Here is a 15,916-nt window from a genome sequence, read left to right on the forward strand (position 1 = left end):
GACAGGACGATCACCCGGTTCTTCGCCATCGCTCATTGTGCGAACGATGTCCCGAGACATGCTCCGGCAGTGCACGCGAACGATGTCCCGAGACAGGTGCGAACTATGTGCTGAGACCAGACACCCCTAGCTCCACCGTGTGTGAAGTCTCGGGACATCGTTCGCAGATGTCTCGGGACATGGTTCACGAAGCAGGGCCTCGGTTTTCACCGGGGCCCTTCTTCTTGGCTGGTAGCCGCGGGTGGTGTCGATGGTGAACTCGGCGAGGATGGTGCCGGTGTCGAGGTCGGTGACGAGGACGTCGTCGTGGTCGATGAGGAGTCTGACGGGCCGGCTCTTGTGGGCGCGGCCGATGCCGAGGTGGCGCATGCGACCGGCGTGACGCAAGGAGACTTTCCCGTCCGGGACTGCCGCACGATCAGGTGACAGTTTGACCTGATCTACGGCCTGGTTTCCAGTTGACGTCGCTAGTCGATGGCCTTCATGGAAGGCTCACCGCATGCCCCGCCCGTACCCTCCCGAGTTCCGTGCACGCGCCATCGCTCTCGTGCGTGAGGGCCGGCAAGCCAAGCAGACTGCCGCCGATCTTGGCATCTACGCAGTCACACTCCACAACTGGCTGCGGCAGGACGACATCGACCACGGCCAAAGACCAGGCCTCAGCACACGAGAATCGGCGGAGTTGCGCGCAGCTCGCGGACGCGTCCGGCAACTCGAAGAAGAAATCGCGATCCTCCGCCGGGCAGCGACGTGGCTCGACGAGGAGGGAGGAGTCGCCCCAGAAGGGCCCACCCGGTGATCGACCGACTCGTCGACGCCGGGGCACCCGTTCACACCTGCTGCCGCCTGCTGGGAGTCTGTGGAAGCCTCACCGTAGGGCAGGTCAAGATGGCACCTATGCGTGCAGCAGTCCCTCTCGTCCTGCGTCGCGGTTAAGTCGTGAGCTTGGGCAGGCGCTAGAGTCACCCCACCCCCGACGAGGAGCGAGCATGGACAGAGACAGCCTTATCAAGTACATCAACGCCACGATCGCCAGCGGAGATGCCCAGACCTCGGCAGAGGGCTACGACGTCGATGCGATCGCAGATGATCTCACCGAGCATGTCGGCGACAGTAGGGTGATCGAGATCGACGCGCCGGTGTTCTGGGCGACCGTGAGCAGGCACCAGAAGCACACCTGACCGGGCATCTGCCGACAGGCAGTGCTGATCGTTGCACCGGTAGATGCGACGCGTGCACAATGGCTCATACGGGATCTCAAGGTAGGGGCAGGGTTGTCGAAGCCAGGACGTGAGTTGAGGGAGTCTTCCGGGACGCGACGGAAGCTGTTGAAGGCGGCAGGATGGTCCGTTCCTGCGATCGCCGTAGCAACGGCAGCGCCAGCGATCGCCGCCTCGGCAGCGCCAACGTTCACTTTCACCCAGACGAGCCTCGTCTGGGAGATGCCCAAGGCAGTCTCGAACTACTTCCTCGCCCGCTACACGCTCGTCAACGACGGACAAGGGCCGGGGAAACCCACCGTGACCTTCTACGTCGCCACCGAGCGGCTCAGCCTCAACATCGCTCAGATCGATCCTAACTGGGCGGTCTCCGCGGGCCCCGTCGCCTACGCTAAGACCCTCACCTGGGCCGGCCCAGACTGCCCTGTCGGCGGTGAGGTCATTCTGGGAGGCACGAGCCCTGACATTCCCGGCTACTTCCGAGGAGCTGTCGCGAACAACCCGCCCAACCTCGGCACCCCGACCGAGGCCAGCAACTTCAACACGGCCGCCGCCGTCGTTCCCGCCGGAGCGAACGACACCGTCTTCTATGACGGCGACAACTACCCCTGACCTTTCGCGAAGCACCAAGGGCGAAGAGCCTCGCTGCGGGCCGCACCGGAGATCGCTCGCATGGCAAAGCGCCCCCATCCCAGCCGTGAGGCCTGGATGGGGGCGCTTTCGTTGTCACCGTCGTCGGGCGTCGCGGTCCGCTTGTTCGCACTCGGCGCGGCACTGCTCGGCTGCCCGCTGGGAGTTGAACGGGGAGCCGCACAGGTGGCAGGTCCAGTCGAGGCCCGGCCAGTCAGGCGTCGTCGCCATCAGCTGCTCCGGTGCCGAGTCCGATCGCGCCGAGGAGGCGCTGCGCGGACGGGAGTGCCATGATGCGGGTCAGGGCGACTTCGAACGCGGTGAGGAACGCTGCGGCCGCGTACCAGGCGCGCAACGCGTCGGGCAGGTGGGCGCCGCGCTCCTCGTCGATGATCGGCTGTGCGACCACGAACAGGATTAGCGCGGGGACGAGGATCTGGACGGCGGTGCGGGCGCCGGCTCGCCAGGGGTGCAGTTCCTGGGTGGACGTGCGGTGGGTGGAATGGGGACAGTTCGCGAGCGCACCGCCGCGGCACGCTACGACGGGACCAGGACCGATCCGGGGTTGCATATGCCGCTCAAGCTCGCAGGGCTCGGTGCCGCCGTCCTGGCCTTGATGGTCTCCACGCTCTTCGTGATCGTCATCGTTCAGCCCCGCGCCGTGGCATTCGGTGAGCTCGTCGATCTAGTCGGTCACGGCTTCGACGTTAAGGCGCCCAGGGAGATGGTCGAGACGCTCGACGGCACCGTGCAGAAGGACATCTCTCCGGTAGACCAGTCCGTCGCCGTGCGACGGGGCACGGCACCGTCGCCGCGGACGCCTCGATCCAGTGGCAGCTCGCGACCGCCAAGGAGACTGACCTCGGGTTCATCACGGGATGCTCCCGGAACGTCTCGGCCAGGCGCTCCATGGGCGGCGCAACCGACACGATCCACCACGAAGGGCCGGGACCCAGAGGCCCGGGCCCGTCGCTGGCAACGCTCACGAGCAGCGTTCAAGAATTCTGCTCACGAGGTCGAGACCTCAGGACCCCTCGTTGTCCCGGCGGTTGAGCGGGTCCAGCTCCGGATGACGCTCGTCGTGGTCCCGACGCTGCTGCTCGGCGTCCTGATCCTCCGATGGCGGCCGGCCCGTCTCCTGAGACGGCGCGGGACCAGCCGCGCGATGGCTCCCCGCCGTCCCGGTGCGGACCGGGGCGTCGCCGCGATGGAGTTCGGACGATCCGCCGACGGAGCTCGGCTGCTGCCGGCCCTGATCGCTCGGGACGGACGGGCCGTGACCGACGGACTGGTCTCCGAGGACGGAGGAGTTCTTCGCGTCGTCCGCGGCGTCGCCCAGTGATGCGGAATCCCTGTCGCGGGACTCGGGGACACCGTCCGTGGACGGTGTCCGACCTGCCCCGTCGACCCTGTCCGTGGTGGATCCGTGCTGGTCGAAGCCCGAGGTCGAGGATTCGCGGGAGGGGACGGTGGCGTCGGTGCGCGACGCGGAGGAGTCCCGGCCGGCGGGTGCGTGGTCCTCGTCGGCAGAGATCGGTGCCCGATGCGACGGTCCGTTCCCCAGCGAGGACGCCTCCGCATCGAGCGGAGACTCAGAGCCGAGGGACTCGCGCTGCGAGAAGTTCTCCTGGCGGACGTCAGAGCGTCGAGTCGGGGAGTTCGCAGCGGCGTGCTCCTCCGCGGATCCCGGCGCCCGCTTCAACTCCTCGTTCGTCAGCGGCTCGGGATTCGAGCTCGTGTCGCTGTGCCTGCCGGGCTCGCCGTGCTCGGCATTCCTGCCGTCGGCAGCCCGGTCGTTTCCGGCACGCAGTCCCTGCCCGGGGGTCTCGCCGGCAGCGTCGCGGAGATGATCATCCTGAGGGGCGGGACGAGCCACGGCCGGGTCGCTCGCCGTTGTCGGCCCGGGCTCGCCACCACCGGTCCGGTGACCGTTGGCGCCCGATCCCTCTGCGTGCCTGTTCTCCGTGCCCGAACCTGCGGCGGCACCGCCCGTGACGGAAGCTCCGCCCAGAGCCGCGTCCGTGCCCATGCCGTTCTCGCCCCGGCGCTCCTGTTGGGCAGGGGCGGCGGCATCGTCGTGACGATCGGCGCGAGCGCCCTTCCGTGCTCTGACATCGCTGTCCGGATCGACCTCATCGGCACGGCGAAGGTCCTCGTCGTACTGTGTGCGGGCCTGCTCGGCCCGTGCCTGCTCCTGATCGGCGGCCTGCTGCTTCTTCTCCGCATCGCGCTGGGCGCGGTCCGCGTCCAGCTTCGCCTGCTCAGCCTGCAGCGAGCGCTCCCGAGCCTTCAGCTCGCGGTCCTTGACCTGCTCGCGCTCCGATTCCGCTCGAGCACGCATCTCGGCGGCACGACGCCGGTCCTCCTCGTGCTGTCGCTCCCGCTTCTTCTTCCCCACGACCACGCCGACGATGATCAGCACGATGATCACGACGAGCGCGATGACGATCAGGGGGATGACCCAACTGGGAAGTTCATTCATGGCCCACTCCTCGTTCAGGTCGCCCCGACCACCGAGGCGCGGGCACGGCTCACGGGCCCGGGGCGACACGTCTGTTACATGATTGGAACACCGTTTATGCCCCGCGTCACGTTCGGGCATGAACCGGCTGGTAGGTCGGGTGCCCCTGTGTCCCGTGCCAAGCAGTGGGGAGGATCCTGGGCGTGGAGGGGTTGGGGTGTCCCCTGCGTTCCGAGTCACGTCGCGGGCGCCGTCACCTCGACACGGAGGACACGGTCGTCGCCGGGGCGGGCATCGGTGCCGCCCCAGGTCGCGCGGTCGGTGTTGGAGGTGAGGAGCCAGAGGGCGCCGTCCGGAGCGACCTCGACGGTGCGGATCCGGCCGTACTCGCCCACCAGGTGGTCGATCGGCTCGCCCGTGGCGGTGCCGCCCTCGACCGGGAGCTGCCAGAGCCGCTGTCCACCCAGCGCCCCGATCCACAGCGATCCCGCGGCATACGCCACGCCGGAGGGGCTGGCGTCGTCCGGGTGGATCGTGGCGATCGGCTCCACCCCGGTGTCTCCGTCGATGCCCTCGGTCTCGGGCCAGCCGTAGTCCTCGCCGAGGCGCAGGACGTTGACCTCGTCCCAGGTGCGGTGGCCGAGCTCCGAGGCGTAGGAGGTGCCGTCCGGCCCGAAGGCGATGCCCTGGACGTTGCGGTGCCCGCTGGAGTAGATGGGGGAGTCCTCCGGATTGTCCGCGGGAAGGGAGCCGTCGGTGGCGATCCGCAGGATCTTGCCGTTGAGGGAGGCGTCGTCGGCGGCGTTCTCGGGCTCGAAAGCGTCGCCGGTCCCGATCCACAGGTGCCCGTCCGGGCCGATGGCGAGGCGCCCGCCGTGGTGGCGGTCGGCGGTCAGGATGCCGTCGAGCAGCGTCCGCTCGACGGCGAGGGACTCGAAGTCCTCGGCGATCGTGAGGGCGAGGATCCGGTTCTCGTCGGCGCCGGAGACGGAGGCGTAGACCGTGCGATCCTCGTCGAAGTCGGGGGAGGCGACGATGCCGAGCAGCCCGCCCTCGGAGGAGACCTCCACGCCGGGCAGGACGCCGACCACCACGGGATCTCCGCCATCGGTCCCGAGCCGCAGGATCCGGCCGCTGATCCGTTCCGAGACGAGCGCCGTCCCATCGGGGAGGAAGGTCAGTCCCCAGGGAGCCTCCAGGCCGGTGGTCAGCTCCTCCACCCCGCCGAGCGTGGCGGCGGCGCTCTGCGCGGGTGTCGGATCGGCGGGTGCCTCGGGGGAGATCCGGGGGGCCGGTCGCTCGGACGGATCAGCGGTCGGGCCTCCGCAGCCTGCCACGGCGAGGCCGAGGGACAGGGTGCTGAGCACCACCGCGGTGGCACGGGAGACGTCTCGCCACGGTGAGGACAGGGGCAGTTCTGGGGGTCGCATCGCAACGCCTGGCAGGGAGGGGCGGCGACTACGCCGCGCCGCCGTTGACGAAGAGGGTCTGCCCGTTGATCCATCGCGCGGGACCGGCCAGGAACGCCACGGTCTCGGCGATGTCCTCCGGCGTGCCGAGCCGCTGGAACGGGTTGCCGCCGGCGATCTGCTCGACCAGCTCCGGGCTCTTGCCGTCCAGGAACAGCGGCGTCGCCGTGGGGCCCGGGGCGACCGCGTTGACCGTGATGTCGCGACCGCGCAGCTCGCGCGCCAGGATCAGCGAGAGAGCCTCGACCGCGGCTTTGGAGGCGGCGTAGGCGCCGTAGGTCGGGGTCTGCAGGCGCGTGATCGAGCTCGAGAAGTTGATGATGGCGCCGCCCGGGCGGATCCGCTGTGCGGCGAGCTGGTCGACGACGACGGTGCCGCGCACGTTGACGCGCTGGACCCGGTCGAACTCCTCCAGATCGAGCTGCGCGACGGGGGACAGCGGCATGATCCCCGCCGTGTGCACGAGCACGTCCACGCCGCCGAACTCCCGCTGGGCCGTGTCGAACAGCGCCGCGGCCGTCTCCTCCTCCGCGATGTCGCCGCCGACGGTCAGCGCGCGGCCCCCGAGCTCCGTGATGGACGCGGCCGTCCTCTCGGCCTGCTCCGCGTTGCCGTGGTAATGCACGACGACCGCGATCCCGTCGGCGGCGAGGCGCAGAGCGCACGCCCGGCCGATGCCGCCGGACCCTCCGGTCACGATCGCGATGCGTTCGGTGGTGCTGCTCATGGCAGATCCCTTCGTCATGATATGAACAACTCGTACATTAAACTGGTGGGCGTGGAAGCACAAGAGGTGCCGCGCCGCACCGTCAGGAGAGGGAGCAGCGATGAGCGACGAGCAGCAGGCCGTGCGGCGCGGACGGGGTAGGAGGCCCGCGGCGGAGGTCCGCGCGGAGGTCCTCGCGGCGACCGGCCGCCTGTTCCTCGAGGAGGGACTGCGGGCCGTGACCTTCGACCGCGTCGCCAAGGAGGCGGGATCGAGCAAGGTCACGCTGTACAAGTGGTGGCCCTCGCCCGGGGCGATGGCCGCGGAGGCGTACTTCGCCCGGAGCGCCCCGGTCCTGGCCTTCGCCGACACCGGCGACCTGCGGGCGGACCTCGTCTCCCAGCTGACGTCCTTCGTGCGATGGCTGACCCGCGACGGCGCTGCCACACCGGTCGCCGAGCTGATCGGCGCCGCACAGGTCGACCCCGGTGTCGCCCGGGCGTGGGCCGAGGAGTACGCGCGACCGCGGCGCGAGCTCGCCCGTGAGCGGCTCCGCGCCGCCTGTCGGCAGGGGCAGCTGCGGGAGGATGCCGATCTGGACGTGATCGTCGACCAGCTCTGGGGCGCGTGCTACCACCGGCTGCTCGTCCTCCAGGTGCCCTTCGACGAGACGCTGGTTCCTCGGCTGGTCGATCACGCGCTCCACGGCGCGGCCGGCCGGGCCTGAGGCCCTGCTCGATCGCCGCCGTCCGCCCCCGTCCGCCCTGGTCCGGATACGATCCGGGCATGCGTGCAGCGGACCGGATCGACTGGATGGACGAGCTGCGCGGGCTCGCCGTCGTGCTCGTCCTGCTCCACCATGCGCTCACCATCCCCGGCGTGCTCGGCGGCACGGTCCCGTCCTGGCAGCCGGTCATGGAGGCGCTGGCCCCGTACCGGATGCCGGTGATGCTCGCCCTGTCCGGACTCCTCCTGCCCCGGTCGCTGGCGAAGCCGCTGCCGATCTATGGCGCCGGGAAGGTGAGCCGCATCCTCTGGCCGTTCCTGCTGTGGACGGTGATCACGAATCTCGTGCTGCTGACGCCCGGCACGCTCACGGATCCGTGGGCCTGGATCGGGGGGTCGTGGCACCTGTGGTTCCTGGCCGTGCTCCTGGCCTGCTACCTGGTCGCGCCGCTGACCCGCTGGGTCCCGGCGTGGCTGTGGCCGCTGCCGATGGTGCTGCTCGCGCCGATCCCGGGGACGAACGCCTATGAGCAGATCCTGTGGTACGGGGCGTTCTTCCTCGCCGGGGCGGCGCTCGCGCGGCGGCTCGAGCTCTGGCAGCAGGTCCGTGCTCCGGTGCCGATCGCGCTGACGGTCGTCGCCGCGGCAGCGGGGGTCTGCGCAGCGGCCGGTCGCGAGATCGGTGCCGGGATGCTCCTGGGCTTCGCGGTGTCCGTGGCCGGGATCCTCGCTGCGGTGTGGATCGCGCCGCGCGTCCCGAGGTCCCGGACCCTGCGGGCGGTGGGCCGACAGTCGCTCGTCGTCTACCTCGTGCACTTCCCCGCGATCGGCGCGGCGTACCTGCTGATCGGGGACATCTCCTGGTGGGTGCTCGCTCCCGTGCTGGTGGCGGTGGGCGGCGGCGCCTCCTGGGCGGCGACCCGGATCTCCGGGAGCCTCCTGTTCCGGCTGCCCGCCCGGAGCGAGCGAGCCCGTGCCGCCGTGAGGATCGAGCAGGTCGTCCCCGGTCGGTGAGCATCGGCGCTCGCGCGATGCGGGCCGGCGCGATCTCCCGCATCGCGCGCCGCGCGCGGGATCAGGGGGCGGGGTGCAGATGGGTGGTGAGCCCGGAGATGTTCCAGGTCGTGATGGTGCCGATCGCGATCAGGAGGTCTGCCCGCCCCTCCTCGCCCAGGAGGCGGCCGGCCTCGTCCCACAGCTTGTCGGAGATCGGGTCGATGCCCTTCGTGAGCGCGTCGGTGACGGTGAGGGCGAGGCGCTGGGTCTCGTCGAAGAACGGGCTCTCGCGCCATCCGGCGACGCCGTAGATCGTGCGCGGGGGCAGCCCGTCCTGCTCCAGGTGGGTGGCGTGCATGTCGACGCAGTAGCCGCAGCCGTTGATCTGGGAGGCGCGGAGCTTGACCAGGCCGTAGAGGACGGAGCCCAGTGATCGGCGCAGGCGCCCGTCCAGGGCGAGCAGCGCCTTGAAGGTCTCCGGGGAGGCGTCGCGGGTGGGGGTGCGTGACATGGTGCTCTCCTTAAAGGGATATTGAATATCCGGGTTTGGGTGGGGTGGTCGGTCGGTTCGGCCGAGTGGTCTCAGAGGTGTGTGAAGTGGCGGCGCGCCGCCGCGGCGGCGCGAGAGGGCGTGCGCTCCGCGAGGTCGCTGATCGTGGTCGAGGCCAGTTCGCGGCGCCAGGCCAGCTCGGCGGACTTCATCGCCATCGCGATGCCGCAGGGGCTGGTGAACTCACGCGCGGGGCGCTCGGCGTTGATCCCTCGCCGACGGATCTCGGTGCAGCGGAAGGCCTCCTCCGTGCCCTCGATCGCGGCGACCACATCCATCAGGGTGATCTCGGCGGCAGGACGGGCGAGCAGCAGGCCGCCGTGACGGCCGGGCACGGACCGGGTGAGCCCCGCCCGCGTGAGCGCCTGCAGCTGCTTGCCGACGTACGCCGGTGGGAGGTCGTAGACCTCCGCGAGTCGGGCGCCGGGGATGGGGCGCGGATCGTCCTCCTCCAGCCAGTGCAGCAGCAGGCAGAAGTGCGCCGCCCACTCGACCCCCTCGTTCATCTGCATGCCAATCAGGATAGCGAGTGTCCGGGAATTTGGGAATCGCCGGGAGCGACGTCGGTCGCTGCGTGTCCGGTGAGGGCGGGGTCGGTGCTGCCGTCGCACCCTGCGGTGCAGCGCTCGAGGGACCACATATCAGCGGAATGCGTGGATGATGTCCGGAACAGCTGAAATACGCACAGGGCTCTCCTGTGGGGTCCGATGGCCTCAGGGATCACGCGATCGGCGTCGGCAGGCGGCGCGGCAGCCTCAGGGGAGGTCCTCGGCGCCGATCTCCCCGAGGTGCCGGCTCGAGCGCGTCGCCAGCAGGGCGCCGTGGGGGCGCGAACCGGGATCCGTGCGCGACTCGGCGTGGGTGACGGTGAAGCCGGCCGCGGCCACCTCGGCGCCGAGGAGCTCGACCGGCCAGTGGTGCGCGCTGGTGACCGCGTGATCGAACGGCGCGAGCCTCGGCCCGGTGAAGAAGCCGAGAGCCAGTGCACCGCCCGGGCGGAGGGCCCGGGCGAACTCGGCGAGCACCGCGGGAAGCTGGTCGGGTGCGGTGTGGATCAGCGAGTACCAGGCGAGCACGCCGCCCAGCGCCCCCTCGTCCACGCCGAGGTCCTCGGCCCGACCCTCGCGATAGCGCACGCCGGGGTAGGTCGCCCGGGCGCTCTCGACGAACGCGGGCACGGGGTCGATCCCCACGGCATCGAGACCGAGGGTGGTGAGGTGGTGCGTCCACTGGCCGGGGCCGCAGCCGACGTCGAGCACCGGGCCCTCGACGCTCCGCGCCCAGCGCTCGACCAGAGCGATGTCGGGGCCGGCGGCGTGGTCGATGCTCCCGAGAGCGGCGATGTACTCCGCTGCTCGAGCGCCGTAGGACTTTCGGACCGAGGGGAGGGGGTCGCTCATCGGATCACACTCCCACGAGGAGAGGACGGAGGGACGTCTGTCTGCTGCGCGGGTCCTCGGCCACGGTGCCGTGGCTTTGCAGGGCGGTCCGAGAGGCCTCGGGAGGAGTGACCCGGTCTGCGTCGATGCGCCGTGAACGTCGAGGTCAGACCGTATCGAGCGCTGCGACGTACTCATCCAGGTCGCTCGCCAGCGCACGGAGGCGAGAACATGCCTGCGATGCCTCGTGCGCGCCGAGTTCGGAATCCGCCCGCTGCTCGACGTTGAAGGCGAGCCAGTCGCTCAGCGCCTCCACCCAGCCGCCGAGGACCCACGGTTCGCCGGGGAGCGATGCGCCGGAGGCGGCGGTGTAGGCCGTGAGCGCCCGACGGAAGTCCTCGAGGCTCGCGGACCAGTCGAGAGCCAGGGTGACGGCCTCCCGGGTGATCGGGCGGGGGCCGGCGGCGTCCCAGTCGACCGCCAGCAGACCGCCTCGGGAGAGGAGGGTGTTCTTGGGGTCGAGATCACCATGGGAGTCGGCATGGGCGGCGTCCAGCGGACCTCTCGCCGCGGTGGCGGCGCCGAGGTGCGCGAGCTCTGGAGCGGCGGCGAGCAGCTGCTCGGACAGCTCGCCCGGCACCCCCGGGCGTCCGGCGAGGGCGGCCCATGTCTCGGCGTCCCGCGGGTGGTCGACGATCCGTCGGACGCTGGGTGCGCCAACCCGGTGGATTCTGGCCAACAGCTCCCCGGCGTCTTCCAGATGATCGGCGGGGCGGGGACTGCTGCCGTCGACCCAGCGGTGGGCTCGCGCCCAGAGCCCGTCCACCCGGAGCAGGGCGTTGCCCTCGGGAGTCGGCACGGGCTCGGGGCAGGGGACGCCCGCCCGGAAGGCGTTCTGCTCGATCGCGAACGACGTCTCGATCCGGTCGCGGAAACCCGTCGACCCGGCATGGGCCCGCATCACCTTGACAGCGACATCGCCGCTCGACGTGGTCACGTGCCACAGGTCGTTCGAGAACCCGCCCGCGACGGGGACCATCTCCTCGACCTGGCCGAGCCGGAACCCCTCGGCGACGGTGCTCATCATCGATTCCATCAGCCCGAGTCTCGTCGGGCCGGGTGCCGCCCACAAGCGAGATTCCGGAGCGCTCGGGGCCGGTCGATCGAGGAGGAGGCGCCACCGGCGAGCGGCGAGGGGGACGCGCTGTGATCGTCAGGCCACCTCGGACGCCACCCGCTCCGTCGTCGGCCCTGAAGGCGGTGCCGCCGGACGCCGGAGGAAGAGCGCGACGAGGACCGCTGCGGGGAGACGGCGACGGCGGAGCAGGCGGGCCGTCCTGCGCGGCCACGGTCGTCGAGGGTGACCGCGGTCACCCGTCCGGCCCGCGGCAGGGGTAGGGTCGGAGCGGAACTCGTGCTCGCGACGGAAGGGACACATCATGGGGTTGATGGACAGGCGGGCAGCCGCCGGAGCGCCGCGCCGCCGCCCGCTGGCCGGGGCGGTCGCCGCCGGGGCGGTCGCCGGGGTCGCCGCCGGCCGCTCCCGAGCTGCGCAGCAGGCCGTGGCGGGCGGATCGCGCTACCAGATGCGTCAGCGGATGTTCTCGATCGGCGACGACTTCGTCATCCAGAACGCGCAGGGACAGCCGGCGTTCCGTGTGGACGGGAAGGCGCTGCGGATCCGCTCCACCCTCTTCTTCGAGACCATGCAGGGCCAGCAGCTGTACAAGATCCAGGAGCGCATGGTCCGGGTCCGTGACTCGATGAGCATCCTGCGGCCCGACGGATCGCCGGCGGCCAAGGTGCACAACGCCTTGATCACGCCGCTGCGGGATCGCTGGCAGATCGACATCCCCGGCGGAGCCGGCCTGTCGACCAAGGGCAACATCGTCAACCACGAGTACCGGATCGAGCAGGGCGGCAGGCCCGTGGCGACGGTGTCCAAGCAGTGGTTCCGGATCCGGGATTCCTACGGCGTCGACATCGCGCCGGGGCAGGACGATGCGCTGATCCTCGCGATCTGCACCGTGATCGACATGATGGCCCACGAGGGACGCTGAGGAGAAGAGATGACGTTCGACGAAGTAGGCCCCCTGCAGGTCCTGGCGGTCGGTTTCGGCCCCGTGGCGGACTTCACCGGAGAGATCGTCGCCGAGCTCGAGGCGCTGGTCGCCGGCGGCACCATTCGCGTGATCGACATGCGGTTCCTGAGCCGGGTGGACGAGGAGACGGTCGTCGACCTCGATCTCTACGATATGGACGAGGAGGACGCCGTCGAGATCGGCTCGGTGATCGACGCGCTGCGTGCGGCGGCCGGTGCGACGGAGACGGCGAGCGGCGGCGAGCTCGGCATCGGCGCGCGGGAGATCGAGCAGATCGCGCAGGAGATCCCGGTGGGCGAGTCCGTCGGCATCCTGCTGTTCGAGCATTCCTGGGCCACCCGCCTGAAGGCGGCCGTGCGGGGCGTCGGCGGCGAGATGATCGCCCAGGGCCTGCTCACCCCCGAGGCGGCGCTGATCGTGGGCGAGGAGGTCGCGGCGATCGCCGAGGCCGAGGCGTCCATCGAGATCGCCGAGGCCGTGACCGGTGCCGCGCTGCTCGATGCGACGGCCGCGGTGGCCGAGGCCGAGGACATCAAGGCGGCAGCCGCGATCGACACCCTGCGTACGCTGATCGCCGCCGAGATCGTCTCCGACACCGCCGTGGTCGACGCCCTGGGCTCGATCGTCGATGCCGAGCTGATCAGCGCGGCCGCGATCGAGGCGGCCGCCGGCGAGGTCGCCGACCGGGCACGGGAGACCGACGAGGCGCTGGACGCCCTGGCGGAGGCCGACGGGCCGGAGAGCACCTCCTGAGAGGCGCTCACCCGGCGCCGCCGCTCCTGATCGGGACGGGTGATGCGTACGGTCAGAGGGTGGCGGCACGCCGGGCCCGCCGCGGCGCGCCCACCCGTGCCAGCAGCCGGTCGATCCCCAGAGAAGCGAAGGCGACGGCCTCCAGGGCCACGGTCAGTCCCAGGGTCCACAGCACCACACCGCCCACGCCCCACCGGCCCACGTCCATGAACAGATACGGATACGTGGCGCCATTGCCGAACGCGCCACCCAGGGCGCCGTAGAGGAAGGCGAACGCGAGGTAGACGTAGGGGATCGCCGGCCACAGCAGCGGGTCGAACCAGCGCAGGTGTCCCCGCGGGACGAACACCAGCCAGTCGACGATGACCAGGAGCGGCGTCACGATGTGCACCAGGTTGTCGGTGAGGGTGAACGGCTCGTAGGTGCCCGGCTGGGAGAAGGCGGCGGGGGCGAGCACGACCAGGTAGATCAGCATCGTCACCGTGATCGCCATCATCACGGCTGCGGCCCACCGTGCCGAGGGCGTCGCCCGCTGCGCCGCGCTCGTGCCGCGCAGGCTCCGCGCCAGGCTGAGCAGCATCCATCCCAGGCACAGCAGATTCGAGAGCACCGTGTAGTAGAGCAGAGCCGACGGCGTCCAGTGGGCCGTGCCCGCTCCGGTCACCCGCAGCACGCCCCATCCGATGAGGAGCACCGCGAGGGTGCGGTAGACGATGCGCACCGGGGCCGCCCCGGAGGCGAGCCCCGTCGCGGCAGCGGTCGTCGGATCCGAGGAGGACATCAGCTGCTCCCGAGGTATGAGAGGGGTCGCGGGCGAGGAGCTCCCGCGTGCTCGATCGAGGCAGGCGCGGCGACCGTCGGCCGGCGCGCTCGCCCCGTCGCCGAGCGTATCTTCGCGTGCCGCCGCGTTTTCACCCGGAAGGGGCGAGGAGCGTGATCCGCCGCCGCGGGAGGATAGTCTGTGGAAAGAACCCCGAGAAGAAGGAGCCACCATGGCAACGTTCACCGTCTGGAAGTTCGACGATGCGAACTCGGCCGACAAGTCCGTCGACCTGCTCAAGACCCTCCAGAAGGAGGAGCTCATCCGCGTCGTCGACGCCGCGACCGTCAAGTGGGAGAACGGCAAGAAGAAGCCCAAGACGACGCAGCTCAACAACCTGACCGGCGCCGGTGCCACCGGTGGCGCGTTCTGGGGCTTCCTGTTCGGCCTGATCTTCTTCGTCCCGCTGCTCGGCGCCGCCATCGGTGCTGCCTCCGGCGGCGTCGCCGGCTCGCTGGCCGATATCGGCATCGACGACGACTTCATCAAGGAGGTCCGCAACGAGGTCACCGAGGGCACCTCGGCCGTCTTCCTGCTGACCTCGGACGCGGTCCAGGACAAGGTGAAGGATGCCTTCGGCCAGTCCGGCCTGCACCCGCACCTGGTGCACACCAACCTCTCCAACGAGCAGGAGCAGGCTCTCCGCCTCGCGTTCGTGGACTGATCTCCGCGCCTGATCGTGAGATGGCGTCGTCCCCTCGGGGGCGGCGCCATCTCGCTGTCCGGGACACGATGCCTCGGCAATGGGGCTGCCTCGGGCCAGGCAGCACCGCTCCACGCACGGCGAGGGGGCATCCACCACTCGGTGGATGCCCCCTCGCCTCGCGGTGGCGCCGGTGGAGCGGCCCGTCAGATGATCTTCGGGTAGGAGATCAGCAGGACCACCCCGATGACGAGGAAGACCGCGGCCAGTGCCAGGACGCCGTAGGACAGCCGCGCGGAGCGCAGCTTCTGCGAGATCGCGCTGAAGAACAGCACCAGCGCGAACAGCACGGTCAGCAGCGTGTAGTTGTCGCCGCGCTGGTTGTAGTCCAGTGCATCCTGATAACGCTGGTCGGCGCGGGCGTCGGCCTCCGCCGCCTCCGCCGTCCCGGGCGGCACGTACTCCTCCATGACGAAGGGCGATCGGGGCGCCTCGGGATTCTCCAGCGGCTCCGTGGCGATCCAGGCCTCGAAGGCGACGGCGAAGTGGTCGGTGAACCGCGTCTGCACGAACTCCTCGCGCTCCGCATCGCCGGTCGAGACCGCCTCGATGTAGGAGCCGAAGATCTGCAGGTCGAAGTTCCGCGCCGATTCGGCCCGGGTCTCGTGGCGCGAGGCCTCGACCCGTGCCGACGAGGCATTGGAGAAGGCGATGGACATCTCCCCGCCCCACTTGCTCGACTCGAAGCCGCTCCATGCGGTGAGCACGGCGGTCACGGCCAGCAGGACCACGGAGATGTAGTCCTTGAGGTCGGGGGTGTCCTCGCCGATCGTCCGATCGACATCGGTGTTCATGGGCGTGTCGTCCTCGCTCGGCTCAGGAGCCGAGGATCTTGGCCTTCTGCGTCTCGAACTCCCGCAGCGTCAGCTCGCCGTCCTCGCGGAGCTTGATGAGCTTCTCGAGCTCGGCCGAGGCGCTGGGCCACGGGGCCGGCGGCTGCTCCGGGGTGCTCTGCGCCGTGGGGATCCCCGTGGTGCGCGCGAGGCCGCGGGCGCTGAGCCGACCGCCGAAGGCGACCAGGTAGATCAGGCTGCCCAGGAACGGCAGGACGATGAGGAAGAAGGTCCACAGGGCCTTGGCCCATCCCGAGAAGTCGTCGCGCTGCAGCACGTCGACGACCAGGGAGATGAGCAGCCAGATCCATGCCAGCAGCATGAAGAACCACAGCATCAGGATCAGAAGGTTGACGAGGGGGAAGCCCTCCATGATGTTCTCCTCTATAGGCAGTGGGCGTGCACGAGGGTGCCGTGCGAGTCTCCGCCCCTGATGATGGTCGTCGGGCGGAGTCCGGCGGGGCTCACCTTTTTGGGGTGAAGCGTGCAGAACGTGCGCCGGACGCGCTCGCCGCCCCGATCGAGGGCAGGGAGCGCCGCCGGTGCGTCGGCGCGCCGGCGATGCCGC

General features: G+C 70.3%; 18 protein-coding genes and 1 pseudogene. 8 read left to right on the plus strand and 11 right to left on the minus strand.

Going from position 1 to position 15,916, the window contains the following annotated elements; genetic code table 11:
- Window positions 1-499: 499 nt before the first annotated feature.
- The 3 genes and pseudogenes from CXH06_RS16835 to CXH06_RS16845 all read left to right on the plus strand — a co-directional run.
- Window positions 500-858 (plus strand): annotated as a pseudogene (locus CXH06_RS16835) (transposase); the annotation flags it as partial.
- A 131-nt stretch (window positions 859-989) separates the two neighbouring features.
- On the plus strand, window positions 990-1,181 hold the full coding sequence (locus CXH06_RS16840; RefSeq protein ID WP_114856360.1) for a hypothetical protein: 192 nt from the start codon (window positions 990-992) through the stop codon (window positions 1,179-1,181).
- 261 nt (window positions 1,182-1,442) lie between these two features.
- Window positions 1,443-1,832, plus strand: a complete 390-nt coding sequence (locus CXH06_RS16845; protein WP_114856361.1) for a hypothetical protein — start codon at window positions 1,443-1,445, stop codon at window positions 1,830-1,832.
- A 232-nt stretch (window positions 1,833-2,064) separates the two neighbouring features.
- Here CXH06_RS16845 and CXH06_RS18670 read toward each other — a convergent pair whose 3' ends face one another.
- The 4 genes from CXH06_RS18670 to CXH06_RS16865 form a co-directional block, all read right to left on the minus strand.
- Complete coding sequence (locus tag CXH06_RS18670) at window positions 2,065-2,421, minus strand: hypothetical protein (protein ID WP_114856362.1); 357 nt, start codon at window positions 2,419-2,421, stop codon at window positions 2,065-2,067.
- Window positions 2,422-2,874: 453 nt separating this feature from the next.
- Entirely contained in the window at window positions 2,875-4,332 is a 1,458-nt protein-coding gene (locus tag CXH06_RS16855; RefSeq protein ID WP_114856363.1) for a hypothetical protein, read from the minus strand.
- A gap of 215 nt (window positions 4,333-4,547) precedes the next feature.
- Entirely contained in the window at window positions 4,548-5,741 is a 1,194-nt protein-coding gene (locus CXH06_RS16860) for a sorbosone dehydrogenase family protein (protein ID WP_114856364.1), read from the minus strand.
- A gap of 28 nt (window positions 5,742-5,769) precedes the next feature.
- The gene (locus CXH06_RS16865; RefSeq protein WP_114856365.1) at window positions 5,770-6,507 is read right to left on the minus strand and encodes an SDR family oxidoreductase; all 738 of its coding nucleotides are present in this window, start codon (window positions 6,505-6,507) and stop codon (window positions 5,770-5,772) included.
- A gap of 100 nt (window positions 6,508-6,607) precedes the next feature.
- Between CXH06_RS16865 and CXH06_RS16870 the strand changes: the two genes are divergently transcribed.
- The gene (locus CXH06_RS16870; protein WP_114856366.1) at window positions 6,608-7,213 is read left to right on the plus strand and encodes a TetR/AcrR family transcriptional regulator; all 606 of its coding nucleotides are present in this window, start codon (window positions 6,608-6,610) and stop codon (window positions 7,211-7,213) included.
- A 59-nt stretch (window positions 7,214-7,272) separates the two neighbouring features.
- Window positions 7,273-8,226, plus strand: coding sequence for an acyltransferase (locus CXH06_RS16875; RefSeq protein WP_114856367.1), 954 nt, complete (start codon window positions 7,273-7,275; stop codon window positions 8,224-8,226).
- Between the two features lie 61 nt (window positions 8,227-8,287).
- On the opposite strand, the gene CXH06_RS16880 is transcribed toward CXH06_RS16875, so the two are convergent.
- The 4 genes from CXH06_RS16880 to CXH06_RS16895 form a co-directional block, all read right to left on the minus strand.
- Window positions 8,288-8,719, minus strand: a complete 432-nt coding sequence (locus CXH06_RS16880; protein ID WP_114856368.1) for a carboxymuconolactone decarboxylase family protein — start codon at window positions 8,717-8,719, stop codon at window positions 8,288-8,290.
- A gap of 71 nt (window positions 8,720-8,790) precedes the next feature.
- The gene (locus CXH06_RS16885) at window positions 8,791-9,270 is read right to left on the minus strand and encodes an Rrf2 family transcriptional regulator (protein ID WP_114856369.1); all 480 of its coding nucleotides are present in this window, start codon (window positions 9,268-9,270) and stop codon (window positions 8,791-8,793) included.
- A gap of 243 nt (window positions 9,271-9,513) precedes the next feature.
- The gene (locus CXH06_RS16890) at window positions 9,514-10,158 is read right to left on the minus strand and encodes a class I SAM-dependent methyltransferase (RefSeq protein WP_114856370.1); all 645 of its coding nucleotides are present in this window, start codon (window positions 10,156-10,158) and stop codon (window positions 9,514-9,516) included.
- A 145-nt stretch (window positions 10,159-10,303) separates the two neighbouring features.
- Complete coding sequence (locus CXH06_RS16895) at window positions 10,304-11,233, minus strand: phosphotransferase enzyme family protein (RefSeq protein ID WP_114856371.1); 930 nt, start codon at window positions 11,231-11,233, stop codon at window positions 10,304-10,306.
- A 352-nt stretch (window positions 11,234-11,585) separates the two neighbouring features.
- On the opposite strand from CXH06_RS16895, the gene CXH06_RS16900 reads away from it, so the two are divergent.
- Window positions 11,586-12,197: an LURP-one-related/scramblase family protein gene (locus tag CXH06_RS16900; protein WP_198684100.1), complete on the plus strand. Its 612-nt coding sequence runs from the start codon at window positions 11,586-11,588 to the stop codon at window positions 12,195-12,197.
- Between the two features lie 9 nt (window positions 12,198-12,206).
- Window positions 12,207-12,992, plus strand: coding sequence for a hypothetical protein (locus CXH06_RS18390; RefSeq protein WP_157975799.1), 786 nt, complete (start codon window positions 12,207-12,209; stop codon window positions 12,990-12,992).
- Between the two features lie 52 nt (window positions 12,993-13,044).
- Here CXH06_RS18390 and CXH06_RS16910 read toward each other — a convergent pair whose 3' ends face one another.
- Entirely contained in the window at window positions 13,045-13,773 is a 729-nt protein-coding gene (locus CXH06_RS16910) for a Pr6Pr family membrane protein (RefSeq protein WP_114856372.1), read from the minus strand.
- Window positions 13,774-13,984: 211 nt separating this feature from the next.
- Here CXH06_RS16910 and CXH06_RS16915 point away from each other — a divergent pair, with 211 nt between their 5' ends.
- Window positions 13,985-14,476: a DUF1269 domain-containing protein gene (locus CXH06_RS16915; protein WP_114856373.1), complete on the plus strand. Its 492-nt coding sequence runs from the start codon at window positions 13,985-13,987 to the stop codon at window positions 14,474-14,476.
- 185 nt (window positions 14,477-14,661) lie between these two features.
- Here the strand turns inward: CXH06_RS16915 and CXH06_RS16920 are convergent, their stop codons facing one another.
- Together CXH06_RS16920 and CXH06_RS16925 are read right to left on the minus strand one after the other, a co-directional pair.
- Window positions 14,662-15,309: a hypothetical protein gene (locus tag CXH06_RS16920; RefSeq protein ID WP_114856374.1), complete on the minus strand. Its 648-nt coding sequence runs from the start codon at window positions 15,307-15,309 to the stop codon at window positions 14,662-14,664.
- A gap of 22 nt (window positions 15,310-15,331) precedes the next feature.
- Window positions 15,332-15,721, minus strand: coding sequence for an SHOCT domain-containing protein (locus tag CXH06_RS16925; protein ID WP_114856375.1), 390 nt, complete (start codon window positions 15,719-15,721; stop codon window positions 15,332-15,334).
- Window positions 15,722-15,916 lie beyond the last annotated feature (195 nt).

The sequence above is a fragment of the Brachybacterium sp. YJGR34 genome, assembly GCF_003347015.1.
GTDB lineage: Bacteria > Actinomycetota > Actinomycetes > Actinomycetales > Dermabacteraceae > Brachybacterium.

What these genes read in the sequence shown, in the direction of transcription:
- CXH06_RS16840 (WP_114856360.1), top strand. Translation starts at nt 990, where the DNA reads ATGGACAGAGACAGCCTTATCAAGTACATCAACGCCACGATCGCCAGC.
- CXH06_RS16845 (WP_114856361.1), top strand. Translation starts at nt 1,443, where the DNA reads ATGCCCAAGGCAGTCTCGAACTACTTCCTCGCCCGCTACACGCTCGTC.
- CXH06_RS18670 (WP_114856362.1), bottom strand. Translation starts at nt 2,421, where the DNA reads ATGCAACCCCGGATCGGTCCTGGTCCCGTCGTAGCGTGCCGCGGCGGT.
- CXH06_RS16855 (WP_114856363.1), bottom strand. Translation starts at nt 4,332, where the DNA reads ATGAATGAACTTCCCAGTTGGGTCATCCCCCTGATCGTCATCGCGCTC.
- CXH06_RS16860 (WP_114856364.1), bottom strand. Translation starts at nt 5,741, where the DNA reads ATGCGACCCCCAGAACTGCCCCTGTCCTCACCGTGGCGAGACGTCTCC.
- CXH06_RS16865 (WP_114856365.1), bottom strand. Translation starts at nt 6,507, where the DNA reads ATGAGCAGCACCACCGAACGCATCGCGATCGTGACCGGAGGGTCCGGC.
- CXH06_RS16870 (WP_114856366.1), top strand. Translation starts at nt 6,608, where the DNA reads ATGAGCGACGAGCAGCAGGCCGTGCGGCGCGGACGGGGTAGGAGGCCC.
- CXH06_RS16875 (WP_114856367.1), top strand. Translation starts at nt 7,273, where the DNA reads ATGCGTGCAGCGGACCGGATCGACTGGATGGACGAGCTGCGCGGGCTC.
- CXH06_RS16880 (WP_114856368.1), bottom strand. Translation starts at nt 8,719, where the DNA reads ATGTCACGCACCCCCACCCGCGACGCCTCCCCGGAGACCTTCAAGGCG.
- CXH06_RS16885 (WP_114856369.1), bottom strand. Translation starts at nt 9,270, where the DNA reads ATGCAGATGAACGAGGGGGTCGAGTGGGCGGCGCACTTCTGCCTGCTG.
- CXH06_RS16890 (WP_114856370.1), bottom strand. Translation starts at nt 10,158, where the DNA reads ATGAGCGACCCCCTCCCCTCGGTCCGAAAGTCCTACGGCGCTCGAGCA.
- CXH06_RS16895 (WP_114856371.1), bottom strand. Translation starts at nt 11,233, where the DNA reads ATGGAATCGATGATGAGCACCGTCGCCGAGGGGTTCCGGCTCGGCCAG.
- CXH06_RS16900 (WP_198684100.1), top strand. Translation starts at nt 11,586, where the DNA reads ATGGACAGGCGGGCAGCCGCCGGAGCGCCGCGCCGCCGCCCGCTGGCC.
- CXH06_RS18390 (WP_157975799.1), top strand. Translation starts at nt 12,207, where the DNA reads ATGACGTTCGACGAAGTAGGCCCCCTGCAGGTCCTGGCGGTCGGTTTC.
- CXH06_RS16910 (WP_114856372.1), bottom strand. Translation starts at nt 13,773, where the DNA reads ATGTCCTCCTCGGATCCGACGACCGCTGCCGCGACGGGGCTCGCCTCC.
- CXH06_RS16915 (WP_114856373.1), top strand. Translation starts at nt 13,985, where the DNA reads ATGGCAACGTTCACCGTCTGGAAGTTCGACGATGCGAACTCGGCCGAC.
- CXH06_RS16920 (WP_114856374.1), bottom strand. Translation starts at nt 15,309, where the DNA reads ATGAACACCGATGTCGATCGGACGATCGGCGAGGACACCCCCGACCTC.
- CXH06_RS16925 (WP_114856375.1), bottom strand. Translation starts at nt 15,721, where the DNA reads ATGGAGGGCTTCCCCCTCGTCAACCTTCTGATCCTGATGCTGTGGTTC.